The sequence below is a fragment of the Prosthecodimorpha staleyi genome (genome assembly GCF_018729455.1).
GTDB classification, from domain to species: Bacteria; Pseudomonadota; Alphaproteobacteria; order Rhizobiales; family Ancalomicrobiaceae; genus Prosthecodimorpha; species Prosthecodimorpha staleyi.
On the sequence record NZ_JAHHZF010000008.1, the window covers coordinates 291704 to 318447 of the forward strand.

At 71.3% G+C, this 26744-nt stretch carries 21 protein-coding genes; 11 read left to right on the top strand and 10 right to left on the bottom strand.

Annotation, left to right across the window (positions count from 1 at the left end; genetic code table 11):
- Positions 1-134: 134 nt before the first annotated feature.
- Genes KL771_RS17690 through KL771_RS17700 form a run of 3 tightly spaced genes read left to right on the top strand, consistent with a single transcriptional unit; the run spans position 135 to position 2873 of the window.
- Complete coding sequence (locus KL771_RS17690) at positions 135-470, top strand: XdhC family protein (protein WP_261969859.1); 336 nt, start codon at positions 135-137, stop codon at positions 468-470.
- A gap of 13 nt (positions 471-483) precedes the next feature.
- Positions 484-1245 (top strand): XdhC family protein, encoded by a 762-nt coding sequence (locus KL771_RS17695; RefSeq protein WP_261969860.1) that lies wholly within the window; start codon positions 484-486, stop codon positions 1243-1245.
- A complete protein-coding gene (locus tag KL771_RS17700; RefSeq protein WP_261969861.1) occupies positions 1242-2873 on the top strand; it encodes a molybdopterin-binding/glycosyltransferase family 2 protein in 1632 nt (543 codons plus the stop codon). Before KL771_RS17695 ends, KL771_RS17700 begins: the two co-directional genes overlap by 4 nt.
- A gap of 487 nt (positions 2874-3360) precedes the next feature.
- Here KL771_RS17700 and KL771_RS17705 read toward each other — a convergent pair whose 3' ends face one another.
- The 9 genes from KL771_RS17705 to alr all read right to left on the bottom strand — a co-directional run bounded on the left by KL771_RS17705 (position 3361) and on the right by alr (position 13099).
- The gene (locus KL771_RS17705) at positions 3361-4221 is read right to left on the bottom strand and encodes a C40 family peptidase (protein ID WP_261969862.1); all 861 of its coding nucleotides are present in this window, start codon (positions 4219-4221) and stop codon (positions 3361-3363) included.
- Positions 4222-4327: 106 nt separating this feature from the next.
- Complete coding sequence (locus KL771_RS17710) at positions 4328-4915, bottom strand: hypothetical protein (RefSeq protein WP_261969863.1); 588 nt, start codon at positions 4913-4915, stop codon at positions 4328-4330.
- Positions 4912-6099 (bottom strand): succinyl-diaminopimelate desuccinylase, encoded by a 1188-nt coding sequence (dapE, locus tag KL771_RS17715; RefSeq protein WP_261969864.1) that lies wholly within the window; start codon positions 6097-6099, stop codon positions 4912-4914. The genes KL771_RS17710 and dapE overlap by 4 nt, the downstream gene beginning before the upstream one ends.
- A gap of 165 nt (positions 6100-6264) precedes the next feature.
- Complete coding sequence (locus KL771_RS17720) at positions 6265-6684, bottom strand: DUF805 domain-containing protein (RefSeq protein WP_261969865.1); 420 nt, start codon at positions 6682-6684, stop codon at positions 6265-6267.
- 98 nt (positions 6685-6782) lie between these two features.
- On the bottom strand, positions 6783-7499 hold the full coding sequence (locus tag KL771_RS17725; protein WP_261969866.1) for a hypothetical protein: 717 nt from the start codon (positions 7497-7499) through the stop codon (positions 6783-6785).
- 44 nt (positions 7500-7543) lie between these two features.
- Positions 7544-8398 carry a 2,3,4,5-tetrahydropyridine-2,6-dicarboxylate N-succinyltransferase gene (gene dapD, locus KL771_RS17730; RefSeq protein ID WP_261969867.1) on the bottom strand — a complete coding sequence of 285 codons (855 nt, stop codon included), beginning with the start codon at positions 8396-8398 and terminating at the stop codon, positions 7544-7546.
- A 223-nt stretch (positions 8399-8621) separates the two neighbouring features.
- Entirely contained in the window at positions 8622-10382 is a 1761-nt protein-coding gene (locus tag KL771_RS17735) for a tetratricopeptide repeat protein (protein ID WP_261969868.1), read from the bottom strand.
- 201 nt (positions 10383-10583) lie between these two features.
- Positions 10584-11840 carry a D-amino acid dehydrogenase gene (locus KL771_RS17740; protein WP_261969869.1) on the bottom strand — a complete coding sequence of 419 codons (1257 nt, stop codon included), beginning with the start codon at positions 11838-11840 and terminating at the stop codon, positions 10584-10586.
- 50 nt (positions 11841-11890) lie between these two features.
- The gene (gene alr, locus KL771_RS17745) at positions 11891-13099 is read right to left on the bottom strand and encodes an alanine racemase (protein ID WP_261969899.1); all 1209 of its coding nucleotides are present in this window, start codon (positions 13097-13099) and stop codon (positions 11891-11893) included.
- Positions 13100-13247: 148 nt separating this feature from the next.
- On the opposite strand from alr, the gene KL771_RS17750 reads away from it, so the two are divergent.
- Positions 13248-13703, top strand: a complete 456-nt coding sequence (locus KL771_RS17750; RefSeq protein WP_054360295.1) for an Lrp/AsnC family transcriptional regulator — start codon at positions 13248-13250, stop codon at positions 13701-13703.
- A gap of 94 nt (positions 13704-13797) precedes the next feature.
- Here KL771_RS17750 and KL771_RS17755 read toward each other — a convergent pair whose 3' ends face one another.
- On the bottom strand, positions 13798-14490 hold the full coding sequence (locus KL771_RS17755; RefSeq protein WP_261969870.1) for a GntR family transcriptional regulator: 693 nt from the start codon (positions 14488-14490) through the stop codon (positions 13798-13800).
- A 266-nt stretch (positions 14491-14756) separates the two neighbouring features.
- Between KL771_RS17755 and KL771_RS17760 the strand changes: the two genes are divergently transcribed.
- The 7 genes from KL771_RS17760 (at position 14757) to KL771_RS17790 (ending at position 26502) form a co-directional block, all read left to right on the top strand.
- Complete coding sequence (locus KL771_RS17760) at positions 14757-15809, top strand: ABC transporter substrate-binding protein (RefSeq protein WP_261969871.1); 1053 nt, start codon at positions 14757-14759, stop codon at positions 15807-15809.
- 5 nt (positions 15810-15814) lie between these two features.
- Positions 15815-16948: an ABC transporter ATP-binding protein gene (locus tag KL771_RS17765; RefSeq protein WP_261969872.1), complete on the top strand. Its 1134-nt coding sequence runs from the start codon at positions 15815-15817 to the stop codon at positions 16946-16948.
- A complete protein-coding gene (locus KL771_RS17770; RefSeq protein WP_261969873.1) occupies positions 16945-17781 on the top strand; it encodes an ABC transporter permease in 837 nt (278 codons plus the stop codon). Before KL771_RS17765 ends, KL771_RS17770 begins: the two co-directional genes overlap by 4 nt.
- A complete protein-coding gene (locus KL771_RS17775; RefSeq protein ID WP_261969874.1) occupies positions 17778-18578 on the top strand; it encodes an ABC transporter permease in 801 nt (266 codons plus the stop codon). The genes KL771_RS17770 and KL771_RS17775 overlap by 4 nt, the downstream gene beginning before the upstream one ends.
- Before the next feature lie 12 nt (positions 18579-18590).
- Positions 18591-19523 (top strand): polysaccharide deacetylase family protein, encoded by a 933-nt coding sequence (locus tag KL771_RS17780; RefSeq protein WP_261969875.1) that lies wholly within the window; start codon positions 18591-18593, stop codon positions 19521-19523.
- Complete coding sequence (locus KL771_RS17785) at positions 19523-20191, top strand: aspartate/glutamate racemase family protein (RefSeq protein WP_261969876.1); 669 nt, start codon at positions 19523-19525, stop codon at positions 20189-20191. The genes KL771_RS17780 and KL771_RS17785 overlap by 1 nt, the downstream gene beginning before the upstream one ends.
- Positions 20192-20616: 425 nt before the next feature.
- Positions 20617-26502, top strand: coding sequence for a DUF4011 domain-containing protein (locus tag KL771_RS17790; RefSeq protein ID WP_261969877.1), 5886 nt, complete (start codon positions 20617-20619; stop codon positions 26500-26502).
- Positions 26503-26744: the final 242 nt, after the last annotated feature.

Sequence of the window (26744 nt, forward strand, 5' to 3'; positions counted from 1 at the left end):
GCCACTGTCGCGGCAGGATCGCCCGCCGGCCATGATTTCGCGCAACGCGCCGCGCGGCTCCGCATTCAGACGGCTGGTGCCGGCGCGGCGCGTGCCTATATTGGGGGCGAAACGGGCGGCCGGGGAGATGCACCATGGGCGATGCGCTGGATCTGAGCGAGAAGGATGTGCTCGGCATCGCCGAGGCCTGGCGAGGCGAGGGGCGCGCCGTTGCGCTGGCGACCGTCGTCGAGACCTGGGGTTCGGCGCCGCGGCCGATCGGCAGCCATCTGGTGATCGACGAAGACGGCCGGTTCGAGGGCTCGGTCTCCGGCGGCTGCGTCGAGGGTGCGGTGGTCGGCGAGGCGGTCGACGTGATCGGCGACGGCCGGCCGCGGCTCCTGGAATTCGGTGTCGCCGACGAGACCGCCTGGCGGGTCGGCTTGTCCTGCGGCGGCCGCATCGCCGTCTATGTCGAACGGATCGACTGAAAGAGCGCGTCGGATGGATCGTGGCCTGCTTGAATCCCTCAATGCGGAACGGCGCGCGCGTCGGGCCGTGATCCGCGTCACCAACCTCGCGACCGGGGCCGAGCGTCTCGTTCGGGAGGCCGAACTCGATCGGGCCGATCCGCTCGTGGCGGAGCTTGCCGCGCGGTTCCGCTCGGCGAAATCCGGCATGGTCGAGGCTGCCGACGACGGCCGCCTGTTCCTGACCGTGCATGTGCCGCCGCCGCGCCTCGTCTGCATCGGCGCGGTGCACATCACCCAGGCGCTGGCCCCGATGGCGCGCATGGCCGGCTTCGACGTGAGCGTGATCGACCCGCGCACCGCCTTCGCCACCGAGGACCGCTTCGAGGGCGTGCCGCTCTTTCCCGATTGGCCGGACGACGTGATCCCCGGCAAGGTCGGCCTCGACGCCTATACGGGCCTCGTCGCCGTGACCCACGATCCCAAGATCGACGACTGGCCGATCGCGCGTGCGCTGGAGGCCGGCAGCTTCTATGTCGGCGCCCTCGGCAGCCGGAAGACCCATGGCCGGCGCGTCGAGCGGCTGACCGCCGCGGGCGTCGATCCCGCCGCCATCGCCCGCATCGCCGCCCCGATCGGTCTCGACATCGGCGCGCAGTCGCCGGCCGAGATCGCCGTCGCGGTGCTGGCCCAGGCCATCCAGGCCCTGCGCCGGCGGCCTGCCGCAGAGGCGGCAAGGGCAGGGACCTCGGGGGAGGCGGCGCCGGCGGCTCTGCCGGCGGACGCGTCGTCATGAAATTCGGCCCCGTGCCGGTCGACGAGGCGGCCGGCGCCATCCTGGCCCATGCGGTGGTGACGCCTGCCGGCACCTTCCGCAAGGGTCAGCGCATCGGCCTCGTCGAGGTCGCCGCCTTCCGGGCGGCCGGGCTCGATGCGGTGGTCGCCGCCATGCCGGGGCCGGACGATCTCGACGAGGACGAAGCCGCCGGCCGGATCGCCGAGGCGCTTGCCGGCGTCGGCATCCGGGTCGAGCCGCCGGCAACCGGCCGCTGCAATCTCTTCGCCGCGACGCCGGGCCTGCTGATCGTCGACCGCGCCGGCATCGACGCGCTGAACGGCCTCGATCCCGGCATCACCTTTGCGACCCTGCCGGCCCACGCGTCCGCCGAGACCGGCCGCATGGTCGCCACCGTCAAGATCATTCCGTTCGCGTTGCCCAAGTCCGTCGTCGACCGCGCGGTGGCGTCGATCCGGGCCGCCGGCCCGCTGGTTTCGATCGCCGCCTACCGTCCGCAGCGGGTCGCCGTCGTGTCGACGCTGCTGCCGTCCCTGAAGGCCTCGGTGATCGACAAGACCCTGCGCGTCATGGCCGAGCGGATGCGGCCCGCCGGCAGCACGATCGTCGCCGACCGGCGCGTGCCCCATGCGGAGGCCCCGCTCGCCGCCGCGATCCGGGCGGCGATCGCCGAGGACCATGCCGATCTGGTCGTCGTCTTCGGCGCCTCCGCGGTGGTCGACCGGCGCGATGTGATCCCGGCCGCGATCGAGGCGGCGGGCGGTCGGGTCGACCATTTCGGCATGCCGGTTGATCCCGGCAACCTGCTGCTGGTCGGCGCGCTCGACGGCCGGCCGGTGCTCGGCGCGCCCGGCTGCGCGCGCAGCCCGCGCGAGAACGGTTTCGACTGGATTCTCGCCCGCCTGCTCGCCGATCTGCCGGTCGGGCCGGCCGAGATCGTCGGGCTCGGCGTCGGAGGGCTCCTGATGGATATCGTCTCCCGCCCGGCGCCGCGCGCTGCGCCCAACGAGGCCGAAGTTCCGGAGGCGCGCCGGATCGCCGCGGTCGTGCTGGCCGCCGGCCGCTCGACTCGGATGGGCGGCCCGAACAAGCTCCTCGCCACCCTCGACGGCAAGCCGCTGGTCCGTCATGCCGCCGAGGCCGCGCTGGCGAGCCGTGCCGACAGCGTCACGGTGGTCACCGGCCACATGGCCGCCGAGGTCGCCGCGGCGCTCGACGGCCTGGACGTCCGCCTCGTGCACAATCCCGATTATGCCGAAGGCCTGTCGACCTCGATGCGCACCGGCATCGCGGCCGTGCCGGAGGCCGCCGAGGCCGCGGTGATCCTGCTCGGCGACATGCCGCGCGTCGACGCCGCGGTGGTCGATCGCCTGATCGAGGCCTACGACCCCGCCCGCGGCGCCCTGGTGGTCGTCCCGACCGCCGCCGGCCGGCGCGGCAACCCGGTCCTGATCTCGCGTCGCTTCTTCCCCGACCTGATGGCGGTGGCCGGCGATGTCGGCGCCCGCCAGGTGCTCAGGGGCTATCCGGAAGCCATCGTCGAAATCGAACTCGGCCCCGCCGTCGCCCTCGATCTCGACACGCCCGAAGCCCTCGCCGCCGCCGGCGGCCTGTCACGCCCCGGCTGATACCGCCGGCCTGCCCGCCGCCCGGTTCCTCGTGATCCATCAACACGTTCCTCCCCTTCGCCCCCTGAAGGGGGGAGAAGGTGCCCGAAGGGCGGATGAGGGGGACGGTCTGGCGGCCGACCGGATCGGCCCGTGTCCGGATCACAGCTTCGGAGCCTGTTGCGGCATCGACCCCCTCATCCCGCCTTCGGCGACCTTCTCCCCCCTTAGGGGGAGAAGGGGAAGGAGCCGCGGGGTCTGGAGATGTTTTCTGCAATCTATCAAAGGGTTACCCCTTCTCCCCCCGTGGGGGGAGAAGGTGCCCGAAGGGCGGATGAGGGGGACGATGCGGCGGTCGGCGCAGAACTGCCGTTCCTGGGAGACGGGTGCGGACCGGTTCCGCAGCCTCGCCCCAAACCACAGGATCCAGCCCCTCATCGGGCCTTCGGCCCCCTTCTCCCGGCGGAGCGAAGAGGCCGTCGCCCGTGCGGCGTCATATCCGCCGCCGTCACAGGCGCTTGACGGTCCGGAGCGGGGTGCCGGCGGCTTCGATGCGGGCGAGGCCGGCGGCGAGGCCTTCGATCGCGGTCGACATGGTGTGGGCGTTGGCGTGCAGCATGGTGTCGCGATCGCGGACGAGCGCGACATGGCCCGGCCAGAACAGAAGGTCGCCGCGCCGCCAGGCGGACGGATCGAGCCCGACGGGCGTGCCGAGCGCGGCTTCCTGCATGTCGGAATCGCGCGGGGCTTTCAGGCCGCAGGCGGCGAGCGCGGTCTGGACGAGGCCGGAACAGTCGATGCCGAGGCTCGACTTGCCGCCCCACAGATAGGGCGTGCCGAGAAAGCGCTCGGCGACCGCGACCGGGTCGGTCTCGGCGCTGCCGAGCGGTGCGAGATGCTGCATCACGATCGCGCCGCCGGTCTCGGTCAGGCCGAAGACGCGGCCGCGAACCTCGATCTCTCGCCGGATGGTGACCTCCGCGCCGAGGCTCAGCCACAGGAGCGGCGGCTCCTTGATGCTCGGGCCGGGGAAGACGAAGGTGCGCAGCGCCGCGACGCGGTGGGTCGGCGCGGGCGCCTCGCCCTTCAGGATGGCATGGCTCGGCAGATAGCCGACATAGCCGTCGCGGGCCAGCTGCACCCAGGCCCAGCCCTCCTGGTCCTCGTCATAGACCGTCAGCCGCTCGCCATGCAGCGCCTCGGTGTCGAGCCCGGCATCGGGCCGCGGCTCCCGGCGCAAGGGCGCCAGTCCCTCGATCACCCGGGCCGGTGTCCCGGACGCATAGCGCGGCGCGGCGATTGTGCCTTCGAGCGATCGCGCGGCGAGATCGGCGCGGGCGGGGGTCAGGCGGGGATCGTGGATGGTCATGACGGCGGGACCCTGAGGACGACCGGCAGGCTACCATGCCGGCAGGACGGCGTCAGCCGACGGATCGGCATCAGCCGACGGATCGGCGTCAGCCGACGGATCGGCATCAGCCGACGAGGTGGCTCGTCACCACGCCGATCAGTTTCGCGAAGATCAGCCCGATCAGCAGCATCACCACCGCGATCTGCGCGCTGCACCCGGTCGTCATGCGCGAGACCCGATAGAAGATGGCGAGGCTCGCGGCGAGGCCGATCAAGCCGACCAGTCCGGCGCCCTGATCCGAGAGGAGGCCGATGCCGTAGCCGAGCGCTGCGATCGTCGGCAGGATCGCGGCCGGCAGGCTTGCCCAGTTGGTGGCGGTGATCAGCGGCGCGAAGCGGGCCGCGATGCCGAGCGGACCGGCCAGCGCGGCGAGCAGCAGCGGCGCGCCGAACCAGTTGACCACCTCGCCGGCGAGCTTGACCGCCAGAAAGACCAGGAACGGCACGGTGGCGAGGTCCGGCTCCGCGGCCACCAGATACCGGTGTTCGGCCGCGATGCCGATCGCGAAGGCCGGCAGCAGCGGCACGATCACCTGGAACGACCGCCAGAACCCGGCTTCCGAAAAGTCGAAGCCGCGCAGGCCCTCGGGATTGCCCTTGACCAACAGCCAGGTCGCCGTCACGCCGTCCCGGATCTCCGCCAGCGTGATCATGCGGTCCGGTCCGCCCCGTCGAAGAAGCCGTCCAGGAAGACCCGGTAGATCGCCGTCAGGGTGAAGAGATCGGCGACCGGCACATGCTCGTCGAGCTGGTGCATGGTCTGGCCGACCAGCCCGAACTCGACCACCGGGCAATAGTCCTTGATGTGGCGGGCGTCCGATGTGCCGCCGCCGGTCGAAAGCTCCGGGCGGTGCCCGGTCACGGTCTCGATCGCCGTGCCGAGCCCGTCGACGAGGCGGGTGTCGACGGTCAGGAAGGAATCGCTCGACGGGGTCTGCAGCGTCAGCGTCCAGTCGAGACCATCGCCGGCGGCGGCGAGCCGGGCGCGCAGCCAGGCCTCGAGCGTCGAGCGCGACCAGCGGTCGTTGAAGCGGATGTTGAAGCGGGCGCGCGCCACGCCCGGGATCACGTTCCAGGCCGGATTGCCGACATCGACGGAGACGAATTCCAGGTTGGACGGCTGGAAGCGCTCGTTGCCGGCATCGAGCGGTTCGGCCATCAGCGCGCCCATCAGGCGGACGAGGCCGGGGATCGGGTTGTCGGCGAGATGCGGATAGGCGACATGGCCCTGCCGGCCGGTGACCGTGACGGTGCCCGACAGGCTGCCGCGGCGGCCGACCTTGATGGCGTCGCCGACGGCTTGCGGGTTGGTCGGCTCGCCGACGATCGCCGCATCGAAGCGCTCGCCGCGGTCATGCGCCCAGCGCAGCAGCTTGACCGTGCCGTTGATGCTCGGTCCCTCCTCGTCGCCGGTGATCAGGAAGGACAGCGTGCCGGAGCCGGGCCGGCGGGCGGCGAGATGGTCGATGGCGGCGGCGACGAAGGCCGCGATGCCGCCCTTCATGTCGACCGCGCCGCGGCCGTAGAGCCGGCCGTCCTCGATCGTGGCCGAGAAGGGATCATGCCGCCACTTGGCCGCATCGCCGGGCGGGACCACGTCGACATGGCCGCCGAAGGTCAGATGCGGTGCACCCTGTCCGATCCGGGCATAGAGATTGATCACGTCCGGCGTGCCGGGTTCGCTGAAGGTGACGGTCTCGCAGTCGAAGCCGGCCGCCTCCAGGATGCGGGCCAGCCGGGCGATGGCCTCGCCGGAATCGGGTGTGACGGAGGGGGCGGTGATCAGGTCGCGCAGGATGGCGACCGGATCGGAAATCGGAGACGGGAGCGACGGCATGAGCGGATGTAGCCTCGCGTTTGGCGGGCCGTCAATCGCCCCGCGGCGTCGGTCGTGGTCCCGCCGGCCCGGGGCCGGAGCCCCGGCGGCTCGGGGTCTGCGTCGATCGCTCAGCCGCGCGGGTCGGGGCCGTAGCCCCGGCGGCTCGGAATCTACGCCGATTTCTCAGCCGCGCGGGTCGGGGCCGTAGCGGTTGGGGCCGCGCGTGCCGCGCAGGCAGTAGAGATGCACGAACAGGATGACGGAGGCGAGCGTGATCAGGCCCATGGCCATCAGCTGCGCCTGCGTCCGTCCGGGCGGCGACGGCACCAGGCCGGCGAGGCTGACCACAAGATAGGGCAGGGCCAGCCAGGTCGGCCGGCCATGGTCGTGCAGCCGCCGCACGATGAGGCTGCCGGTGCCGGCGATCGCGATCAGCGGAAACAGGGCGAGGAGCGCGAGCAGGAACGGATTGCGCCCCATCAGCCGGGTCAGCGGGACCAGCACGACGACGCCCAGAAAGAGCAGGATCATCAACTGGAAATTCCGCTTCCAGAACTGGGCGCGTCCCAGGCGTCCGTCCAGGCCGAAGAAATACTCGAACATCGCCGTCCCGTTCGCCATCGTGAACCGGCCGCGCCGCCGGCGGGCCGGCCGAAAGGCCCGTGTCCGTCCGAGGACCGGGCGTTTCCGCGCCCCCGGCTTCACCGGCCGGTCGCGTTCACGATCATGATCTTCTGCCAGATCTTCTGCGACAGGTTCGTGGTCAGCTGCTCGATTTCGTTGACCGCCGTGGCGATTTCGCCATCTTCGGTGGCAATGGCGTAGAGCGCGGCGCCCTTGGCGGTGAGCGAGAGCAGTTCCGAGCAATAGTCGAGATAGCGCGACAGCTCGAAGGGCGTCATCGAGCGGTCCGGGGAGACCGGCGTGCGCACCGCGCCGGGGCCGATCATGCCGGGATCCTTGGTCAGCTGGTGCATGTCGATGACATGGACCACCGCGCGGAACGGGTTCAGCGCCTGGAGGGCACGCGACCGGCGCAGGCGGCGCTCGGCCGTGACCAGCGAGACCACCGCCACCGCGCTCAGGATGGTCAGGTTGACCAGCGCGTCGATGCTCTGGACCAGATTGAAGATGTTGTTGGTGCCGGCATCGAATTCGAGCCGCAGCACCAGCGCGGCGAGCAGCGCCACCGCGCCGGCCAGAACGCCGGCGACGAACAGCCGGAGGAGCCAGCGCGGCCGCATGATTGCGCGCGTCGTCGCGCCGGTCTCGGCGATCAGGTCGCGCACCTCGGCGGTCACGCCGGCGAGGCCGGCGCCGGGGAAGCGGGCCTCGATGCGCGCCTTGAGCGCATCGAGCGTCTCGACGATCTCGTCGGCCTCCAGGAGGCGGTATCGCGGTTTCGATGCCTTGGCCATCGCCGCCTCCGGGGCTTGCGCGGCTGCGGTCCGCGCCGTGCGGATCAGTCGCGCAGCAGCTCGTTGATCGAGGTCTTGGAACGGGTCTTCTCGTCGACCTTCTTGACGATGACCGCGCAATAGAGGTTCGGCCCGGGCGTGCCGTCCGGCAGCGGCTTGCCCGGCATGGAGCCGGAGACCACCACCGAATAGGGCGGCACGCGGCCGATATGGACCTCGCCGGTGTCGCGGTCGACGATCTTGGTCGAGGCGCCGATGAAGACGCCCATCGACAGGACCGAGCCTTCGCCGACGACGACGCCCTCGACCACCTCGGAACGGGCGCCGATGAAGCAGTTATCCTCGATGATGGTCGGGCCGGCCTGCAGCGGCTCGAGCACGCCGCCGATGCCGACGCCGCCGGACAGATGCACGTTCTTGCCGATCTGCGCGCAGGAGCCGACTGTCGCCCAGGTATCGACCATGGTGCCGCTGTCGACATAGGCGCCGAGATTGAGGAAGGAGGGCATCAGCACCACGCCCGGCGCCACATAGGCGGAGCGGCGCACGACGGCATTCGGCACGGCGCGGAAGCCGGCGGCGCGGAAGCGCGCCTCGTCCCAACCGAGGAACTTCGACGGCACCTTGTCCCACCAGACCGCCCCGTCGGGGCCGCCGGAGACGATCGCCATGTCGTTCAGGCGGAACGACAGCAGCACGGCCTTCTTCAGCCATTGATGCACGACCCATTCGCCGTCCCGCTTTTCGGCGACGCGGATCTGGCCGCGGTCGAGCAGTTCGAGCGCCGCCTCGACGCCGTCGCGGACCTCGCCACGCGTGTCGAGACCGACATCGGCCCGGTTCTCCCAGGCGGTGTCGATGACGCGTTCGAGCAGGGGCAGGTCGACGGGCAGGCTCATGTTCGGGCTCCGGAAACGGCTGATCGGGCAGGGTGGCGGGACCATGGCGAGGGTCGCCGGGACTGTCAACCAGCGCCCTGCCGCAGGCGGATCGGGTTCGGCCCCCGGTCCGCCCTCCGGTTTGATGTCGCCGGCCGTCCCGACAGCCGTCTCGCCGACAGTCGGGCGGATACCGGCCGCGGAACGGTGATGGACCGCTAAGCCGTCACCGGCCGCCAAGCGGTCACTGACCGCCAAGATAGACTTCCTGCAGCAGGCCGTCGTCCGAATAGGGTGTCTGCCGGCCGCCGGTCGCCTCGAAGACCTTCGAGCGCACCCGGCCGATCATCAGCCGCGCGTCGAGCCCCTTGGTGGCGACCGTCTCGACGAAGGCGCGCGTGAAGGGGCTGAGGTCGCCGTCGCCGTCGGCGGCGACATCCTGCGGGGCGGTCGAGTAGACCACCAGCGAGCCGTGATTGGGCACGGACAGCCGCGCCAGCCCGCGGGCCGGCGTCGAACGCGTCGACGACGCGATCTGGGCCGCGAAGGGATTGTCGCGGCAGGCGTCGAGGATCACGATCCGGGTCTTGGCCCGGCCGACGCGCTCCATGACCCGGCCGAGACCGATCGCCTCGTCCTCGGCATCGCGCACGTCGGAGAGCTGTGCGTCCACCGGCAGCAGATAATTCTCCATCGCGCCGCCGCGCGGGATCTGCACCGCATGGCCGGAATAGTAGACCAGCGCGATCTCGGCCCGATCGGCCTTGTCGGAGAAGGCGCGTAGGCTGCGCGCCAGCGTCTCGCGATTGGCATCCGTGACGATCTCGACCGAGAAGCCGATCGCGGTCAGCGCCTTGCCGACGGCGGCCGCGTCGTTGGCCGGATTGCGCAGTCGGCCCATGCGTCCATAGGCGCCGTTGCCGACGACCAGCGCGACGCGGGAACCGGTCGGGACGGCCGGCGTTGCCGCGGCGGCCTTGGCCTTGTCGCGCTGGGCGGCGACGAGCTTGCGGTTGTCGATCGCCACCGCATAGTCCGGTCGCAACTGGATGGCGCGCTCGTAGTCGGCCAGCGCGCGGTCGTAATCGCCCTTGTCCCAGAAGAGATTGCCGCGATTGTTGAAGTTGCCCGGATCCGCGGGCCGCAGGGCAATGGCCTTGTTGTAGTCCGCCAGCGCTCGATCGGCGTCACCCTTGGCGCGGTAGGCGATGCCGCGATTGGTGTAGCCGTCCGGATCGTCGGGCTTGAGAGCGATCACGCGGGTATAGTCGGCGATCGCACGATCGTGCAGGCTCTTGGCCTGAAAGGCGACGCCGCGATTGAACAGTGCGAGGCTGTCGTCCGGGTTCTGTGCGATCACCTGATCGAAGTCGGCGATCGCGCGGTCCGGCTCCTTCCGTCTGATATTGACGTCGCCGCGGTTGATCAGCGCCGGCCGGTAGCCGGGTTTCAGGGCGAGGGCCCGATCGTAGTCGGCGATCGCCCGGTCGTTGTCGCCCTTGTCGCGGAAGATGCGGCCACGAGACGTGAAGGCGTCCGGGTCGTCCGCCTTCAACGCGATGGCCTGATTGAAATCGGCGAGGGCGCGGTCCCGGTCGCCGCGGGCAGAATAGGCCAAGCCCCGGTTGAAGAAGGCCTTGTAGTAGTCGGGCTTCAGGCTGATCGCCTGACCGAATTCGGCGATGGCGCGCTCGGTATCCCCAAGGGCGCGATAGGAATTGCCCCGGTTCAAACGGGCCGCGGCGTCGTTCGGCTTCAGCGCGATCGCCTGGTCGTAGTCCCGCAGGGCGCGATCGTGCTGGCCGAGACCGGCATATTCGACGCCGCGATTGATGTAGGAGGCGGCCTCGCCGGGCGACCGGGCGATGGCGGCCGTGCAGGCCCGGATGCCGGCCTCGCCGGTCAGTTTTTGGCAATCCTCCGCATCGCCGGCCCAAGCCAAGGTGGGCGCGGCGAGACCGGCGAGGAGCGCGGCGATCAGCAGGGTGGGCATCGGGCGGGCCATGGGAGACCTCGTCGGTCGCGGGTTGCGGACACGGAAGGATGTTCGTGTTCGCAACTATGGCTCGCAGCCGAGGCCGCCGGTCAATCGCGGCCGGCCCCAACGGCTTTGGGGGCCCGCAGAAGGGCCTTCCGGACCCCGCAACCGGGTCCTTCAGCGCGCAGCGGTCCGCCTCTGGCCCGCTTGCGGCCCGGCTTGCAGCCCTCAGGCCGCGTAGCGCGACAGCGCCAGGTCGGCGGTCTCGATCTCCGGCTTGCGGGCGCCGATCTGGTCGGCGAGGACGGCGGCCGAACCGCAGGCCATGGTCCAGCCGAGCGTGCCGTGGCCGGTGTTCAGCCACAGATTGCCGAAGCCGGTGGCGCCGATGATCGGCGTGCCGTCGGGCGTCATCGGCCTGAGGCCCGACCAGAAGGTCGCCGCCTTGAGGTCGCCGCCGCCGGGGAAGAGGTCGCCGACGGAATGTTCCAGCGTGCCGCGCCGCCGCTCGGGCAGGTCTGTCGAGAAGCCGGAGATCTCGGCCATGCCGCCGACCCGGATGCGGTCGCCGAGCCGGGTGATGGCGACCTTGTAGGTCTCGTCCATGATGGTGGAGACCGGCGCGCGCGCCGCGTCGATGATCGGGGCGGTGATCGAGTAGCCCTTGACCGGATAGACCGGCAGCCGGAGCCCGAGCCCCTTCAGAAGGCGCGGCGTATAGCTGCCCATGGCGGCCACATAGGCGTCGGCCGTCAGCGTGCCGGCGGAGGTGCGCACCCCCGTGACGCGGCCGCCGGCGGTCTCGACCGCCTCGATGGCGACGCCGAAGCGGAACACCACGCCGAGGCTCTCGGCGATCGAGGCGAGCGCGTTGGTGAACTTGAAGCAGTCGCCGGTCTCGTCGTTGGGCAGGCGCAGGCCGCCGACGAACTTCTCGCGCACCTGGGCGAGCGCGGGCTCGGCGGCGATGCAGCCGTCGCGGTCGAGCACCTCGAAGGGCACGCCGTCGGCCTTGAGCACGGCGATGTCCTTGTCGGCGCCGGCGAGCTGCTTCTCGGAGCGGAACAGCTGCAGCGTCCCCTGCATCCGCTCGTCGTAGTGGATGCCGGTCGCCTGGCGCAGCGCGATCAGGCGGTCGCGGCTATATTCGGCGAGGCGGACCATGCGGCCCTTGTTGATCGCGTAGCGGCCGGAGGTGCAGTTGGCCAGCATCGAGAACAGCCAGCGCAGCATGTCCGGGTCGAGGGTCGGGCGCAGGATCAGCGGAGCGTGGCGCATGAACAGCCACTTGGCCGCCTTCTGGGGAATGCCGGGCGCCGCCCAGGGCGAGGCGTAGCCGGGCGAGATTTCGCCGGCATTGGCGAAGCTCGTCTCCAGCGCCGGGCCGGTCTGGCGGTCGATCACCGTCACCTCGTGGCCGGCACGGGCGAGATAATAGGCCGTGGTCACGCCCACCACGCCGCCGCCGAGAACCAGAACCTTCATGACATGCCCCTCAGATGGAATTCACGTGGTGCCGCTTCGGGACCGCACCGTCAGCGCATCGGTCCGCGGTAGTGCCGCTCGAAGCGGCGGCCGAGGCCGGTGAGGATTTCGTAGGCAATCGTCCCCGCATCGCGGGCCACATCGGCGAGCGACTGGTGCGGACCGACCAGTTCGACCCTGTCGCCGGGCCGCAGCAAACCCGGTGCCAGGGCACTGGCGTCGACGATGGTGCTGTCCATCGAGACGCGCCCGACGATCGGCAGGCGGATGCCGCCGGCATAGACGGCGCCGCGGTCGCTGAGCGCGCGCGGCCAGCCGTCGGCATAGCCGACCCCGATGGTCGCCAGCCGGCGCGGGGCGCGGGTGACATGGGCGAGGCCGTAGCCGACGCCGGTGCCGGCCGGCACGTCGCGCAGCTGGATGACCGGCGCGGCGAGCGAGACCACGGGCTTGAGCGGCGAGCCCCGGTCGTCGACCGGATCGACCCCGTAGAGCGCGATGCCCGGGCGGACGAGATCGAGCCCGAAGCCGGGCAGGAAGGCGCCGCCCGAATTGGCCAGCGCGCGCGGCGCGGCCGGCAGGCGGTCGGCGAGGTCGCGGAAGCGCTCGAACTGGCGCAGATTGGCCGGCGCCTCGGGCTCGTCGGCGCAGGCCAGATGGCTCATCACCAGCACCACCTCGATCGCCTCCTGCCAGGCCGGATCGGCGGCGAGGACGGCGACCTCCTCGGCGGCGAGGCCGAGCCGCGCCATGCCGCTGTCGATCTGCACGGCGGCCGGCAGACGGGTATGGCGGCGGCGCGCCTCCTCTTCCCAACGGGCGACTTGGTCGAGCGAGTTGAGCACCGGGATCACGGCGGCGGCCGCGGCGGCGCCTTCCGCGCCGGGTGCCAGGCCGTTCAGAACATGGATGCGGGCGGTGGCCGGCATTTCGGCGGCCAGATCGAGCGCCTCGCAGAGATGCGCGACGAAGAAGTCGCGGCAGCCGGCGCCATAGAGCGTCTTGGCGACCCGGCCGGCGCCGAGCCCGTAGGCGTCGGCCTTGACCACGCCGGCGATGCGCGCATCGGGCTGGCGGGCCTGCAGCACCGCATAGTTGGCCGCGAGCGCATCGAGATCGACGACCAGTTCGCCGGCGCCGAACGTCGGTACGCTGGCGACCGAACCCGGCGCGCTGGCGACCGTTGCCGGTACGGTGGCGCTCGGAGCCCGTCCACCAGGGCCGGATGCCGGTCCGACCACGCCTTCGACCACCTTCATGAGCATGCCGTCGCCCCCCTGCCGCCACGCCGCGACATGGCTGCCACTGTCGCAGAAGGGTGTTCGAATGTGGCACCCAAGCGCCGGAGAAGCTTGCGGAATCGGCCCTTTTGCGCAACGATCGTGCGTCCCACGCGAGAATGTTGCGATGAAGATCGACGACTTCGACCGCAAGATCATCCGCGCCCTGCGCAAGGACGGGCGGATGAGCAATGTCGATCTCGCCCGCGCGGTCGGATTGTCGGCCTCGGCCTGCCTCCGGCGGGTGCAGGCGCTGGAGGCCGGCGGCGTCATCCGCGGCTATACGGCGATCGTGGCCGGCGACGACGAGGACGGCATCGTGGTCATCGTGCAGATCACGCTCGACCGGCAGAGCGAGGATTCGCTCAACCAGTTCGAGGAGGCGGTGCGCAAGCATCCCGAGATCCGAGAATGCTTCCTGATGACCGGCATCGCCGACTATGTGCTGCGCGCGGAGGCCCGCAGCGCCGCCCATTACGAGACCATCCACAAGGAGATCCTGTCGCGCCTGCCCGGCGTCGCCCGGATCCAGTCGAGCTTTGCCATCCGCGCCGTGCTGCGCGATCCCGGCCCGGGGCGGTAGCCCCGGCACCGGGGCGATAGCGGCGCGGGACGGCGCCCGGGGCGACTTGGCGTAAGGGCGGAGCATCCGATGGGGTGCGCCGATCGATCGCCGCTCAGGCGGGCGTGCCCAGCACCTCGGCCCTGTATTCCTCGATCAGGCTTTCCAGCGTCGGGCCGGCATCGACGCAGGCGAGCGGGCGCAGGCGGGTCTCGACCAGGGCCAGATGGCTCGACATCGCCTTGACGGCGCGGCCGCGCTCGCCGGCGGAGAGGGCGCGATAGATGGCGCGGTGCTCGTCGCAGCCGCATTGCGAGCCGTGCGAGTTCTCGTAGAAGGCGACCAGCATGGTGGTGCGCGAGACCAGTTCGCGTGCCTGCCGCTGGATGATCGGGTTGCCGGTCAGCGCCGCCAGACGATGATGGAATTCGGCCGACAGCCTGAGCCAGGTGTCGCGGTCGCCGATGCGCAGCGCCTCGGCCTCGCTCTCGACATGCTCGCGCAGTTGGTCGATCTCCGCCGCCGTCAGGGTCTCGGCCAGATGCGCCGCGATGCCGCTCTCCAGGATGCGCCGCGCCTCGAAGATGACGTGGATCTCGTTGAGGTCGGGCGCGATCGTGAAGGCGCCGCGGTTCTTCACCACCTCGATCAGCCGCTCGTGGCCGAGCCGGTGCAGCACCTTGCGGATGCGCTCGCGGCTGACCCCGAAAATGTCGGCAAGGCGATGCTCGCCGAGTTTGGTCCGGCCCGGCAGGCGGCCGGCCAGGATCAGCCGCGACAGGATCAGGTGGATGTCGTCTTCGTGCATGAGCGCCAGGGTGACTTGCCGATCCGGCGACCATGCCGAACCCGGGCGGCCGCTGTCCAGCAGATCGCCGGGGCAGATTGCACATTTTTCCATCGATTGTGCACAAAATGGCTTAAAGTGTGAACCGGCTCGATGGACTCACTAGAGGGCAACGTGTTGAAATCATTGAGTCTCGCCGGCAAGGCTCGCGCCATCGGGACTGGCATGAGCCTTGCGAGCCCACCGGCAGCCGCCACTTCGGGCGACGGGTTTCGCGAGGGATCATCATGGACACGATCAGCCGGGCGGGTCTCAGCCGCCGCTCCATCCTCAAGGCCGGCGCCGCCGCCGGCTTCACGCTGGCCGCGCCGGGCCTCCTCCGGGCCCAGACCAAGGAGTTGGTCGTCGGCGGTGCCGCCAGTCACAAGCCCTGGGTCGAGCAGGTCGTCATCCCGAATTTCGAGAAGAAATACGGCGCCAAGATCATCTTCGAGGGCACCAAGTCGCTGGTCAACCTCGAGAAGATGCAGAAGAACAAGGGTTCGCAGTATCTCTCGGTCGTGCAGATGGACGATCCGGTGATGATCCTGGCCGTCAAGGAAGGCCTGCTCGATCCGCTGACCGCCGCCAAGGCGCCGAACCTTGCCGAGCTGGTTGCCGGTGCCACCCATATGGACGGCATGTGGGCCAACTACCTGCAACCCTGGCTCGGCATCGCCTACAACAAGACCGCGATGAAGACCGCGCCGACCTCCTGGGCGGATCTGTTCGACCCGAAATACAAGGGCCGGATCATCATCCCGTCGCTGCAGAACACCGAAGGCCTGCCGAGCCTGTTCATCGCCGGCCACCTCGCCACCGGCGCGAGCTTCGCGGCCGCCCAGAAGGACACCGACGCCGGCTTCAAGAAGCTGGCCGGCATCAAGGCGAACCTGCTGACCATCTACACCCAGATGCCGCAGGCCTATAACCTGCTCGAACAGGGCGAGGCCTGGATGATCGGGCCGGCCATGTCGTCCTTCGCCTCCGAGCGCAAGGCGGCCGGCGCGCCGATCGAACTGGCCGCGCCGAAGGAGGGCGTCTTCGCCATGCCGTCCGGCATCGCGGTCGTGAAGGGCGCGCCGCAGTCGGAACTGGCCTTCGCCTATGTCAACGAACTGCTCGGTGCCGCCCTGCAGGCGCAACTGGTCGGCCCGACCGCCTCGCTCGGCACCAACAAGGCGACGCCCAAGCCGGCCGGCCTGCCCGCCGACCTGACGGTGCACCAGATCGACTGGGCCAACGTCGCCGCCGAGCGGTCCAACTGGGTCTCCCGGTGGGACCGCGAGATGGCGCTCTGACGGCCATGACCGAGGCCGCCGCCCGCGATCCGGGCTTCCTCTCGATCGCCGCCGCCGAGAAGCGTTTCGGCCCGGCGACCGTGCTCGACGGCGTCGATCTCGCCGTCGGGCGGGGTGAGTTCGTGTCGCTGCTCGGCCCCTCGGGCTGCGGCAAGACCACGCTTCTGCGCATCGTGGCCGGTCTCGTCCGGCCCGATCGCGGGCGCGTGGTGCTCGACGGCCAGGACCTCACGCGCCTGCCGCCGCACCGGCGCGACATCGGCGTCGTGTTCCAGAACTACGCGCTGTTCCCGCATCTCGACGTGGCCGGCAACGTCGCCTTCGGGCTCAAGGCCCGCGGCGCCGACCCGGCCGCGATCGGCCCGACGGTCGCCCGCAATCTGGCCCTGGTGCAGATGACGGCGCTTGCCGACCGCTCGGTCAAGGCCCTGTCGGGCGGCCAGCAGCAGCGCGTCGCGGTCGCCCGGGCGCTGGCGGTCGGGCCGAAGCTGCTGCTGCTCGACGAGCCCTTCTCGGCGCTCGACCGCAAGCTGCGCGAGGCGATGCAGATCGACCTGAAGCGCATCCTGCGCGAGGTCGGCACGACGGCGATCTTCGTCACCCACGACCAGGACGAGGCGCTCGCCATGTCGGACCGCATCGCCGTGATGGCGCGCGGCCGCATCGAGCAGTTGGCGACGCCGGCCGAGATCTACGCCCGGCCGGCGACCCCCTTCGCGCTCGGCTTCGTCGGCCTGTCGACCCGCATCCCCGGCACGGTTCAGGCCGCGGAGGCCGGCATCCTGACCATCGCGACGGCGCTCGGGCCGATCCGCGCCCGCGGCCATTTCCTGCCCGGCAGCGCGGTCCTGATCGGCGTCCGGCCGGAACGGATCGCGCTCGGCGCCGGCGGAGGCCCGGACGCGGGCGCGTCCGGCCTCAATGCGATCCGGGCGGCGCTGGCCGATGCGATCTTCAAGGGCGCCCGGGTGCAACTGCTGTTCGCCGCTCCGCAAGGCACGGAGGTGCAGGTCGAGGCGTCGAGCCTGCCGGCGGGCGCCGCACCGGGCGCGATGCTCGATCTCGCCTGGGCGGTCGACGATACGCTCGTCTATCCGGCCGCCGAAGCCGGGCCGCAGGACCTGGAGGCGGCCGCATGATGGCGCTGCGCCGCATCGATCCGGTCGGCCTCCTGGTGCTGCCGGCGGTCCTCTATCTCGGTCTCGTCTACGGGCTGCCGCTCCTCAACCTGCTCGCCCGTGCGCTGGTGGTGGACGGGGTGCCGTCGCTCGCCGGCTTCGTCAAGTTCTTCTCCGATCCGTTCGACTGGATCGTGATCGGCAACACGCTGCGCATCGCCGTCCTGGTCACGCTGCTCTCGCTCGCCATCGGCTTCCCGACCGCCCTGGCGCTGGCCCGGGCGCGCGGTGCCGCGCAGGCGCTGATCCTGGTCGCGATCATCCTGCCGCTCTCGGTCGGCGTGGTGGTCAAGGCCTTCGCCTGGCAGATCGTGCTCCGGCGCGACGGCGTCGTCTCGCAGGCGCTGGTCGCGCTCGGCCTGTGGGACGAGCCGCAGCGGCTGCTGTTCACGGAGGCCGGGCTGGTCATCGGCGCTGCCAACGTCTTCGTGCCGTTCATGATCCTGCCGATCTACTCGGTCGTGAAGCTGATCGACCCGCGTCTCGGCGAGGCCGCCGCCACGCTCGGCGCCGCGCCGGCCTACCGCTTCTTCCGCGTCTTCCTGCCGCTCGCGCTGCCCGGAATCGTCTCCGGCATCGCCTTCGTGTTCTCCATGGCGGTGTCGATGTACGTCGTGCCGAACCTCCTGATCGGCGACCGCTTCCAGACGCTGGCGACCCTGACCGGCCGCTCCTTCCTGCTCATGCGCAACGAACAGCTCGGCTCGACCACGGCCGTGGTGCTGCTGGTCCTCGCCGTCTCGGTCGTGGTCGCCAGTTCGGCCCTGTCGCGCCGGTTCGGAGGTCAGTCATGACGCCGGTCGAACGCCTGTCCGGGATCGTCGTCTGGGGCCTCGCCATCGCGACGGTGGTGTTCCTGCTGACCCCGCTCGCCGTCACGGTGGCGGTCAGCTTCGGGTCGAGCGCCGTCTTCACCCTGCCGGCGCCGTCCTGGTCGCTGCGCTGGTATGAGGCGCTCGGCCGCTCGCGCGAGCTCTGGGGCGTGGTGGCGACCTCGGTGCAGCTGGCCGCGCTGTCGACCGCGCTCGGCCTCGGCTTCGGTACGGCGGCCGCGATCGGCCTGCTGCACGGTCGCTTCCCCGGCCGCGACGCGATCGTCACCTTCCTGGTCTCGCCCTTGATGCTGCCCGGCCTGGTGGTCGGCATCGCCATGCTGGAGGCCTACCGGGCCGCCGGCCTGCGCTCGGTCTGGGTCAGCCTGATCCTCGCCCATGTGGTGATCACGCTGCCCTATGTGGTGCGCACCGTCTATGCCGCGCTGTCGCTGTTCGACTTCACGCTGATCGATGCGGCGCGCACGCTCGGCCTGTCCTATCCCCGGGCGATCGTGAAGGTTCTGGTGCCGGCGCTCGCTCCGGCCTTCGTCACCTCCGGCATGTTCGCCTTCCTGGCCTCGATGGACAACTATCCGATCTCGATCTTCTTCACCGATGCCTGGACCCGCACCCTGCCGATCCAGATGCTCCAATTCGTCGAAGAAAGCCCCGATCCGACCATCGCGGCCATTTCCACCCTGCTCATCCTGCTCGCCGTCGTGGTTCTGGTCGTCGGAGACCGGATGGTCGGGCTGCGCCGCATGGCCGATCTCTGAGGAGTGAATTTGATGTACCCGACCCGTGACTTCCGCGGCTATGCCGGCCGGCCGCCCGCCATTCGCTGGCCGGACGACGCGCGGCTCGCCGTCTCGGTGGTGGTCAATGTCGAGGAGGGTGCCGAACTGGCGCTTTCGGCCGGCGACGAGCGCAACGAAAGCGTCTACGAGGTGCAGGAGGAGATCGTCGGCGTGCCCGACCCCTGCATGGAATCGCATTTCGAATATGGCACCCGCGCCGGCTGGCCGCGTATCCGGGCGTTGCTGATGGACTATGGCGTCGCCGCGACCCTCAACGCCAATGGCCGCGCACTCGCGCTGTCGCCGTGGCTGGCGCAGGAGGGCGTCGCCGACGGCCACGAGGTCGCCGCCCATGGCTGGCGCTGGGAGCGTCACGCCCATATGAGCGAGGCGGAGGAGCGCAGCGCCATCGCCCGCACCGTCGCGGCGATCACGGCCGCCTCGGGCGCGCCGCCGCGCGGCTGGCACACCCGCTCGGCGACCTCGCCCAACACCCGCCGCCTGCTCCTGGAACAGGGCGGCTTCCTCTACGATTCCAACGCCTACAACGACGACCTGCCCTATCTGACCGATGTCGGCGGCATAGACCATCTGGTCCTGCCCTATGCCTTCGACACCAACGACATGCGTTTCACCCGCAATGGCGGCTTCGTCTTCGGCGACGATTTCGCGCATTACTGTATCGATGCCTTCGACCGGCTCCATGCCGAGGGCGGGCAGGCACCGCGCATGATGTCGGTCGGGCTGCATCTCAGGATCATCGGCCGGCCGGGCCGGATCGGCGGGCTCGAACGCTTCCTCGCCCATGTCGCGTCGAAGTCCGGCGTCTGGTTCGCCCGGCGCGACCAGATCGCCCGGCACTGGTTGGAGGCGACCGGTCGGCAGGATATCCTCGCCCGCGTTCTCGGGCCGACGGCGGTGTGATGCGACTTCTCCTGATCAATCCGAACACCAACACGGCCACGACCGAGACGATGCGGGCGATCGCGGCACGCGCGGCGCCGCCCGGCACGGCGGTGATCGGAATGACGGCCCGCCACGGGGCATCGCTGATCACCGATGCCGAAGCCTTGGCGGTCGCCGCCGGAGCGGTCGCGGATCTCGTGCCCGACATCGAGGCGATTGCGCCGGACGCGGTCATCGTCTCGGCCTTCGGCGACCCGGGCTTCGACGCGCTCGATGCCGCGCTCGCCTGTCCGGTCGTCGGCATCGGCCAGGCCGGCTTCCTGGAGGCCTCTGCCGGGGGCCGGCGTTTCGCGGTGGCGACGACCACGCCCGATCTGGTCGCCTCGATCGCCGCCATGGCGGAGGGTTACGGCCATGGCGGCTCGTTTCGCGGCGTCGCGCTGACGCCCGGCCGGCCCGAGACCCTGATGGCCGATCCGGCCGCGCTCCTTGAGGCGCTCGATCGGGCCTGCCGGGAGGCCGTCTTCGGGCTCGGCGCCGAGGCGGTGGTGATCGGCGGCGGCCCGCTCGGCGAAGCGGCCGAACGGCTCGCACCGCGCTTCGCCGAACCGATCGTCGCCCCGATCCCGGCGGCGGTGCGGCTCGCGGCGGCCCGGCTGGCATCGGCCCGGTCGAACGTCTCCTGACCCCGACGGCCGATCGGCGACATTCTACCGTGCCGGGATTCCCGCTACGCGCTCTCGCGGGCCTTGTCATGCCGGGGCGCGGGCGGCTAAGACCTTTTGGAAGTCTTGCCGCCGAACCCGTCCGACCGATCCTGTCTCCGCCGGCACGGCCGATCTGGCGAGCCTGTCCGTGGCGGCGTCCGGCGATGCGACGGCGCCCGGCGCCCCTGGCGCCGCGTCGCGTCACCGTGGCCGTCTGCGCGACGCGGCCTTTGGCCCGTCCTGTCGCCGCGGCCCGCAACGCCTTGCGGGCCAAGCGCGAATCGGCGCCTTTCAGTCCGGATGCGGCCGGTTGGGGGTCGTCCGGGTCGAGGCGGGGCAGCGGACGGGGTGGAATGACGGGTTCGACGGCGGGCGGCGACGCGGCAACACCTGTGGTGAGGACGATGCTCGAACAGACCGAGAAGGCGCGGCTCGGGCGGCTCTACGAACAGTTGCGGCTGAAGCTGCTCGACCTGACCAAGCGCAATCGCATGCTGAGCTATCCGGTCGGCAGCCGCTCGAAGCGGCAGTTGCAGATCGTCGACGAGGTGCTCGAGGAGGTCTACGCCCGGCTGACCGGCGGCGAGGTCGCGATGCGGCTGGTCGCGCTGCCGGAGCCGGACACCATCCCGGCCGACGAGAAGACCGAGGAGTTCCTTGCTGCGCTCGACCATGCCCGCGCGTCCGATGTCGAATATCTCGTCGCGCTGGAAGGCCTGCAGGCGGCCGGCGGCGACAACGAGGCCGAACTCGACCGGCTCGAACAGGCGCTGCGCCGGCGTCTGCGCGTCGAACTCGACCTGCCGCCACGCCCCGAACGTGCCGAGATCAACCGCAACGACCATGCCCGCGCGCTCGGCATCGAGCCGAACCCGGAACTCGGCCCGGCCGCCACCAAGCCGTCGCACGGCAATGGTCAGCTGCAGACGCTGAAATATCCCGAAGAGCTGGAATCCGTCCTGGAGAAGATCCACGACGAGGCCCGCCTCGCCGAGCAGGAATCCGGCCTGTCGACGCTGTTTCTCGCCTTCGGCTTCCTCGAATGGTACGAGAGCGAGACCTCCGACAAGCCGCTTTACGCGCCCCTGATCCTGCTGCCGGTGCGCATCGAGCGCGAGCGGCTGCGCGGCAAGGAGGTCTATGCGCTGTCGGCGCGCGAGCCGGTCGCGGAAGGCAATATCAGCCTGCAGAAGCTGCTCGAGGACCGCCGCTACGGCCGCATCCTGCCCGATTTCGCGCCCGCCGACGAGGAGGATAGCCAGAAGGCCGGCGCCGTGGAGGCCTATTTCGAGGCGGTCCGGGCCGCCGTCGAGGGCCTGCCGCGCTGGCGGGTGCGGCGCTGGCTGGTGCTCGGCCACTTCTCCTTCGCGCGCATCGCCATCTACGAGGATACCCGGCCGGAGCGCTGGACGGTCGATCCGGTCGAGACCGGCCTGGTCGGCTCGCTGCTCGCCGGCTTCGAGCGCGATGCCGTGGCGACCGCCCCGCTCGGCGCCCCGCCGGACTATCCGATCGACGATCCCGAGATCGAGCGGATCGCCCCGATCCTGATCCAGGACGCCGACGCCTCCCAGCACAGTGCGCTGGTCGACGTGATGCAGGCCAAGAACCTGGTCATCCAGGGCCCGCCCGGCACCGGCAAGTCGCAGACCATCACCAACGTCATCGCCAATGCGCTCGCGGCCGGCCGCAGCGTCCTGTTCCTGGCCGAGAAGCAGGCCGCGCTCGACGTCGTCAAGCGCCGGCTCGACGGCGCCGGGCTCGGCCATTTCTGTCTGGAACTGCATTCCGAGAAATCCTCGCCGAAGGCGGTGGTCAAAAGCCTCGCCGACCGCTGCGACCTCGGCGTCGGCGTGGGAGGCGGAACCCCGGCACCGGCGCCCGACCCGACCTGGCGCGCCGCGCGCGCCTTCGTCTCCGAGTATGTCCAGGCGCTGCACGAGCCAGCCGCCGACCGCGCCACCCCCTTCTCGCTGATCTGGTCCTCGATCCGGGGGGCCGCGCGCTTCGCCGACGGGGCCGCCGCACTCGCGGCGACGCGCCTGCCGGACGGCCTCCTGACCGACCCGGTCGCGCTCGCCGACCTCACCGGCGAGGTCGAGACCTATGCCTACCAGGTGCAGGCCTTCGAACAGGCCTTCGGCCCGCGCCAGGCCTGCGTCTGGTCCGGCCTGATCGAGGCCGAGCCGGCGCCGCACGAGCAGCCGCGCCTGATCGCCGCGCTCGACCGGGTGATCGCGACGGGCCGCCCGGCGATGGATCTGCCGGCGCTCTTGGCCGAATTCGGCCCGGCCACGCTCGACGAGGCCCTGGCGCTGGTCCGGCGCGAGGCCGCGCTGCCGGCCGAGCCGCCGCCGGATCCGACCCCCTGGGCCGGTCTCGATCCGGTGATCGCGCGGGAGGCCGGCACGGCGCGCATCGACTGGCTCGATCGCGACACCGACCATGCGGTGCTGTTCGCCCAGATCGGCCTGCCCGACGATCTGATCGCCCGGGGACCTGCGGTGCTGGCCGCCCTGCCGCCGCGCGCCGATGCCGAACGGTCGCCGGCTGAGCTTTTCGCCCAGGCGCGACGCTCGATCGCCGCGGTCGACGCGACCGAGGCGCTGGTTGCGGCGCTGTTGCCGGCACTCGACATCGTCGGTCTCGACGACGGCCTGCCGGCCGAGGCCCTCGGCCTGATCGCCAAGGCGATCGTCGGGCTGGCCGTGCTGACCCCGCTCGAGCGGAGCTGGTATCTCGACGCCACCTTGGATGATGCTGCCTTCGACCGGCTTCATGCCGAATGGTCGGCGCTGGCGCGCGAGCGCGGCGACATCATGCGGCTGAGCCCGGTCCTGGGGGCGCCGGACCTGCCGGAGCCGGCCGCGATGCGCAAGGCTGCGGCGGCCTTGGGGCGATCCTGGATCGGGCGCCTGATCGGACGGCTCGACGGCACGATGGCCGAAGCCGATGCGATCGTCGCCCGCGTCGGTCTGGCCGGCGAGGGCCGCCTCCTCGCCGCGCATCTCGAACGGCTGGCCGATCATGTCGAGCGGACGGCGCGTTTCGAGACCGATCGGACCGCCGCGCAGGTGTTCGGGTCCGCCTGGGCCGGGCTCGCCATGCCGTTCGAGCCGATCGCCCGCGGCCGCGGCCTGCGGCGGGACCTCGAAGCGGCGGCCGCGGACCGGCCGGGCCTCGCGCCGGCGCTTGCCGCGATCCTGGCACTCGACGCCGAGCGGGCCGCCGCCCTGGCCGGCTTTCGCCTGGCCGGCGAAGGCGTGGCGAAGTCGCCGGCCCTCGGCGCGCTCGGCTCCGGTGCCGGCTCGATCCGCGATCTCCTGCGCGGCCTCGGCCAGCAGCGGACCTTGTGGACCCGCTTCCTGGCCGCCGATCCCGATCAGGCGCTGGCCGCCTCGCCGGCGCCGCTGGCCCGGATCGCCCGGGCGGCAACGCTCGATCGCGAGCGCAGCGCGGCTGCGGACCGTCTCGCCGCAACGGGCCTGGCCGATCGGGTCACCGCCGCGATCCCCGACATGGCGGCCGTGCCGGCGGCCCGAAGCGGTCTCGACTGGCTCGCCGCGACGGCAGCCTGCGGCTTTCCGGCTGCGGTCCAGGCCGCCCTCGTCTCGGCGGAGGCCGGGGCCGTGCGGACCCGGCTGGCGGCGCTCTGCACCGAAGCCCGCAACCGGCTGGCCCACCACGAGGCGAGCCTGGTCGATCTCACCGGCGTCGGGCTGGCCCGGCTGGCCGATCTCGCCCTCGCCGAACGCTTCGCCCGCGCCGAGGCGCTGGTCGCCGCGCGCCATCAGCTGGCCGACTTCGTCGCGCTGCAGGCCGCCCGGCGCCGGCTGGCCGCGACCGGGCTCGACGATCTTCTCGACCGGATCGACGCGGCCGGCCTGCCGGGCGCCGGTATCGCCGAGGCCTTCGCCTGGGTGGTCGCCCGGCGCCGGGCCGAACGGGCCCGTCAGACCGCGGCGGGGCTCGCCCGCTCCAATGGCGGGGAACTGGAGGCGCGCCGCCGCATCTTCGCCGAGCGCGACCGGGCCAAGATCCGGTCCGACCGCGAGACCGTGCGGACGCGCCTGCTGACCCGCCGCCCGCCGGACGGCGCCAAAGGCGGCTCGGTGACCACCTGGACCGAGATGGCCCTGCTCAGGAACGAATTGCCGAAGCAGAAGCGCTTCGTGCCGGTGCGGTCGCTGGTCGGCCGCGCCGCCGGGGCGATCCTGTCGCTGAAGCCCTGCTTCATGATGTCGCCGCTGTCGCTTGCCAAGTTCCTGCCGCCCGGCCGGATCGCCTTCGACCTTCTGGTCATCGACGAGGCGTCGCAGATGCGGCCCGAGGATGCGCTCGGCGCCATGCTGCGCGCGCGCCAGATGGTCGTGGTCGGCGATCCGCGCCAGCTGCCGCCGACCAGCTTCTTCGAACGCTCCGGCGACGCGCCGACCGACGAGGCCGAGGCCGACGATGTCGACGACGAATCCATCCTGGAGCGCTGCCAGAAGGTGTTCGGCGAGGTGCGCCGGCTGAAATGGCACTATCGCAGCCGCTGCGAGAGCCTGATCCGCTTCTCCAACGAGACCTTCTACGACAACGGCCTGATCACCTTTCCGGCGGCGCGGCCAGGGGCCTTCTCGGTTGATCTGGTGCGCGTCGACGGCACCTATCAGGCGCGCCGCAACCCGGCCGAGGCCGAGCGCATCGCCGAGGAGGCGATCGCCTTCATGCGCCACCATGCCGGCCTGCCGGAGCATGAGGTCCGCTCGCTCGGCATCGTCACGCTCAACACCGACCAGCGCGACCTGGTCGGCGAGACCCTACGCCGCTTCGCCGCCGGCGACGAGGCGGTCGAGCGCTATGGCGAGATCATGGAGAAGCGCGGCGAGCCGCTCTTCGTCAAGAATCTGGAGAATGTGCAGGGCGACGAGCGCGACTTCATCTTCATCTCGCTGACCTACGGCAAGGAGGCCGGCGCCAAGGCGATGAAGCAGCGCTTCGGGCCGATCAACAGCCGCCACGGCGCCCGCCGGCTCAACGTGCTGTTCTCGCGCGCCCGCCTGCGCATCGGCCTGTTCGCCTCGTTCGGCTCGATCGACGTGGTGCCGAGCGAGACCTCGCGCGAGGGCGTCCATGCCCTGCGCAACTATCTCGAATATGCTGAGACGCGCGGCCGCGCGGCGCCGGGCCGGACGGCCGGCGTGCCGGACAGCGATTTCGAGATCGAGGTCGCCCGCCGGCTGGAGGCCCGCGGCTACCGGGTCGTGCCGCAGGTCGGCGTCTCCGGCTACCGCATCGATCTCGGCATCCGCCATCCGGACCGGCAGGAGACCTTCCTGGCCGGCATCGAATGCGACGGCGCGGCCTATCATTCCAGCCGCAGCGCGCGCGACCGCGACCGCCTGCGCGAGGAGGTGCTGCGCGGCCTCGGCTGGGACATCCTGCGGGTCTGGTCGACCGACTGGTTCGAGGATGCCGGCCAGCAGACCGACCGTCTGGTCCGCCGCCTGGAGGACTTGCGCGCCCGGACGCCGGCAGCGGCGGCCGACTATGTCCTCTGGCGCGCGCCGCAGGGCGCCGCCGATGGCGAGGCGGCCGCGGCAGCGGAGGCCGGTCCGGACGTTCGGGCAGCGTCCGGCGCCGCAGATGTGTCCGGTCCGGAAGTCGGCCGCGCCGCGGTCGGGCCCGGGGCTGAACCCATGCCGATCGCGGCGTCCGGGGCGGCGGCGCCATCCGGCGCGGCCCCGACACCCGACGGTGCCGCGGCCGGGGCGGCGACGTCATCCGGCGCGCTCCCCGCGCCCGACGGTGCCGCGTCCGGGCAGGTCGCGCCGACCGCCGATGTCCCCGCGCGCGACGGCGCCGCGTCGTCGGCGACGGCAGCGGTGCCCTCGGCCGCGGTGTCGGAGATCGTCGTCGGGGCCCCCGATGCTCCGGTCCCGCCGCCGCCCGCCACCCCGCCCGGCGCTCAGGCTGTCCCGGCGGGCGTCGACCGGCGCGCCGGGACTGCCGGTTTTGACCCCGCGGCCGAGATCGACGGCATCCGCCCGCTCTCCGAGCGCGAGGCCTTCTCGGTGCTCGCCGCCTATCGCGAGACGGTGATCCGCCCCGCCGCCGGCGACGCCTTCGAGGCCCAGCGCTCGATCCTGCGCGAGGCCATGATCGAGACCCTGGTCCGCCAGCGCATCGCCGATCCCGACGACTGGTTCGCCAAGGTGCCGCAATACCTGCGGACCGGCACCAGTGCCATGGAAAAGCGCCACCACCTCGACCCCATCTGCGCCATCGTCGCCCGCATCGCCTGACCGCCCGATCCCGCGGCCCCTTCTCCTTCTCTCCCCGGGGAAGAAGAGAATCGACCTCTTGAGAGAACGCGGAAAACATCGCCTCGACCCCGCGGCTCCTTCCCCTTCTCCCCCCAAGGGGGGAGAAGGTCGCCGAAGGCGGGATGAGGGGGGCGATGCCGCAACAGGCTCCGAAGCTGCGGTCCGGACACGGGCCGATTGTGCCCGGACACTTGAAACCGGAGTCGGCGGGATTGGGTGGG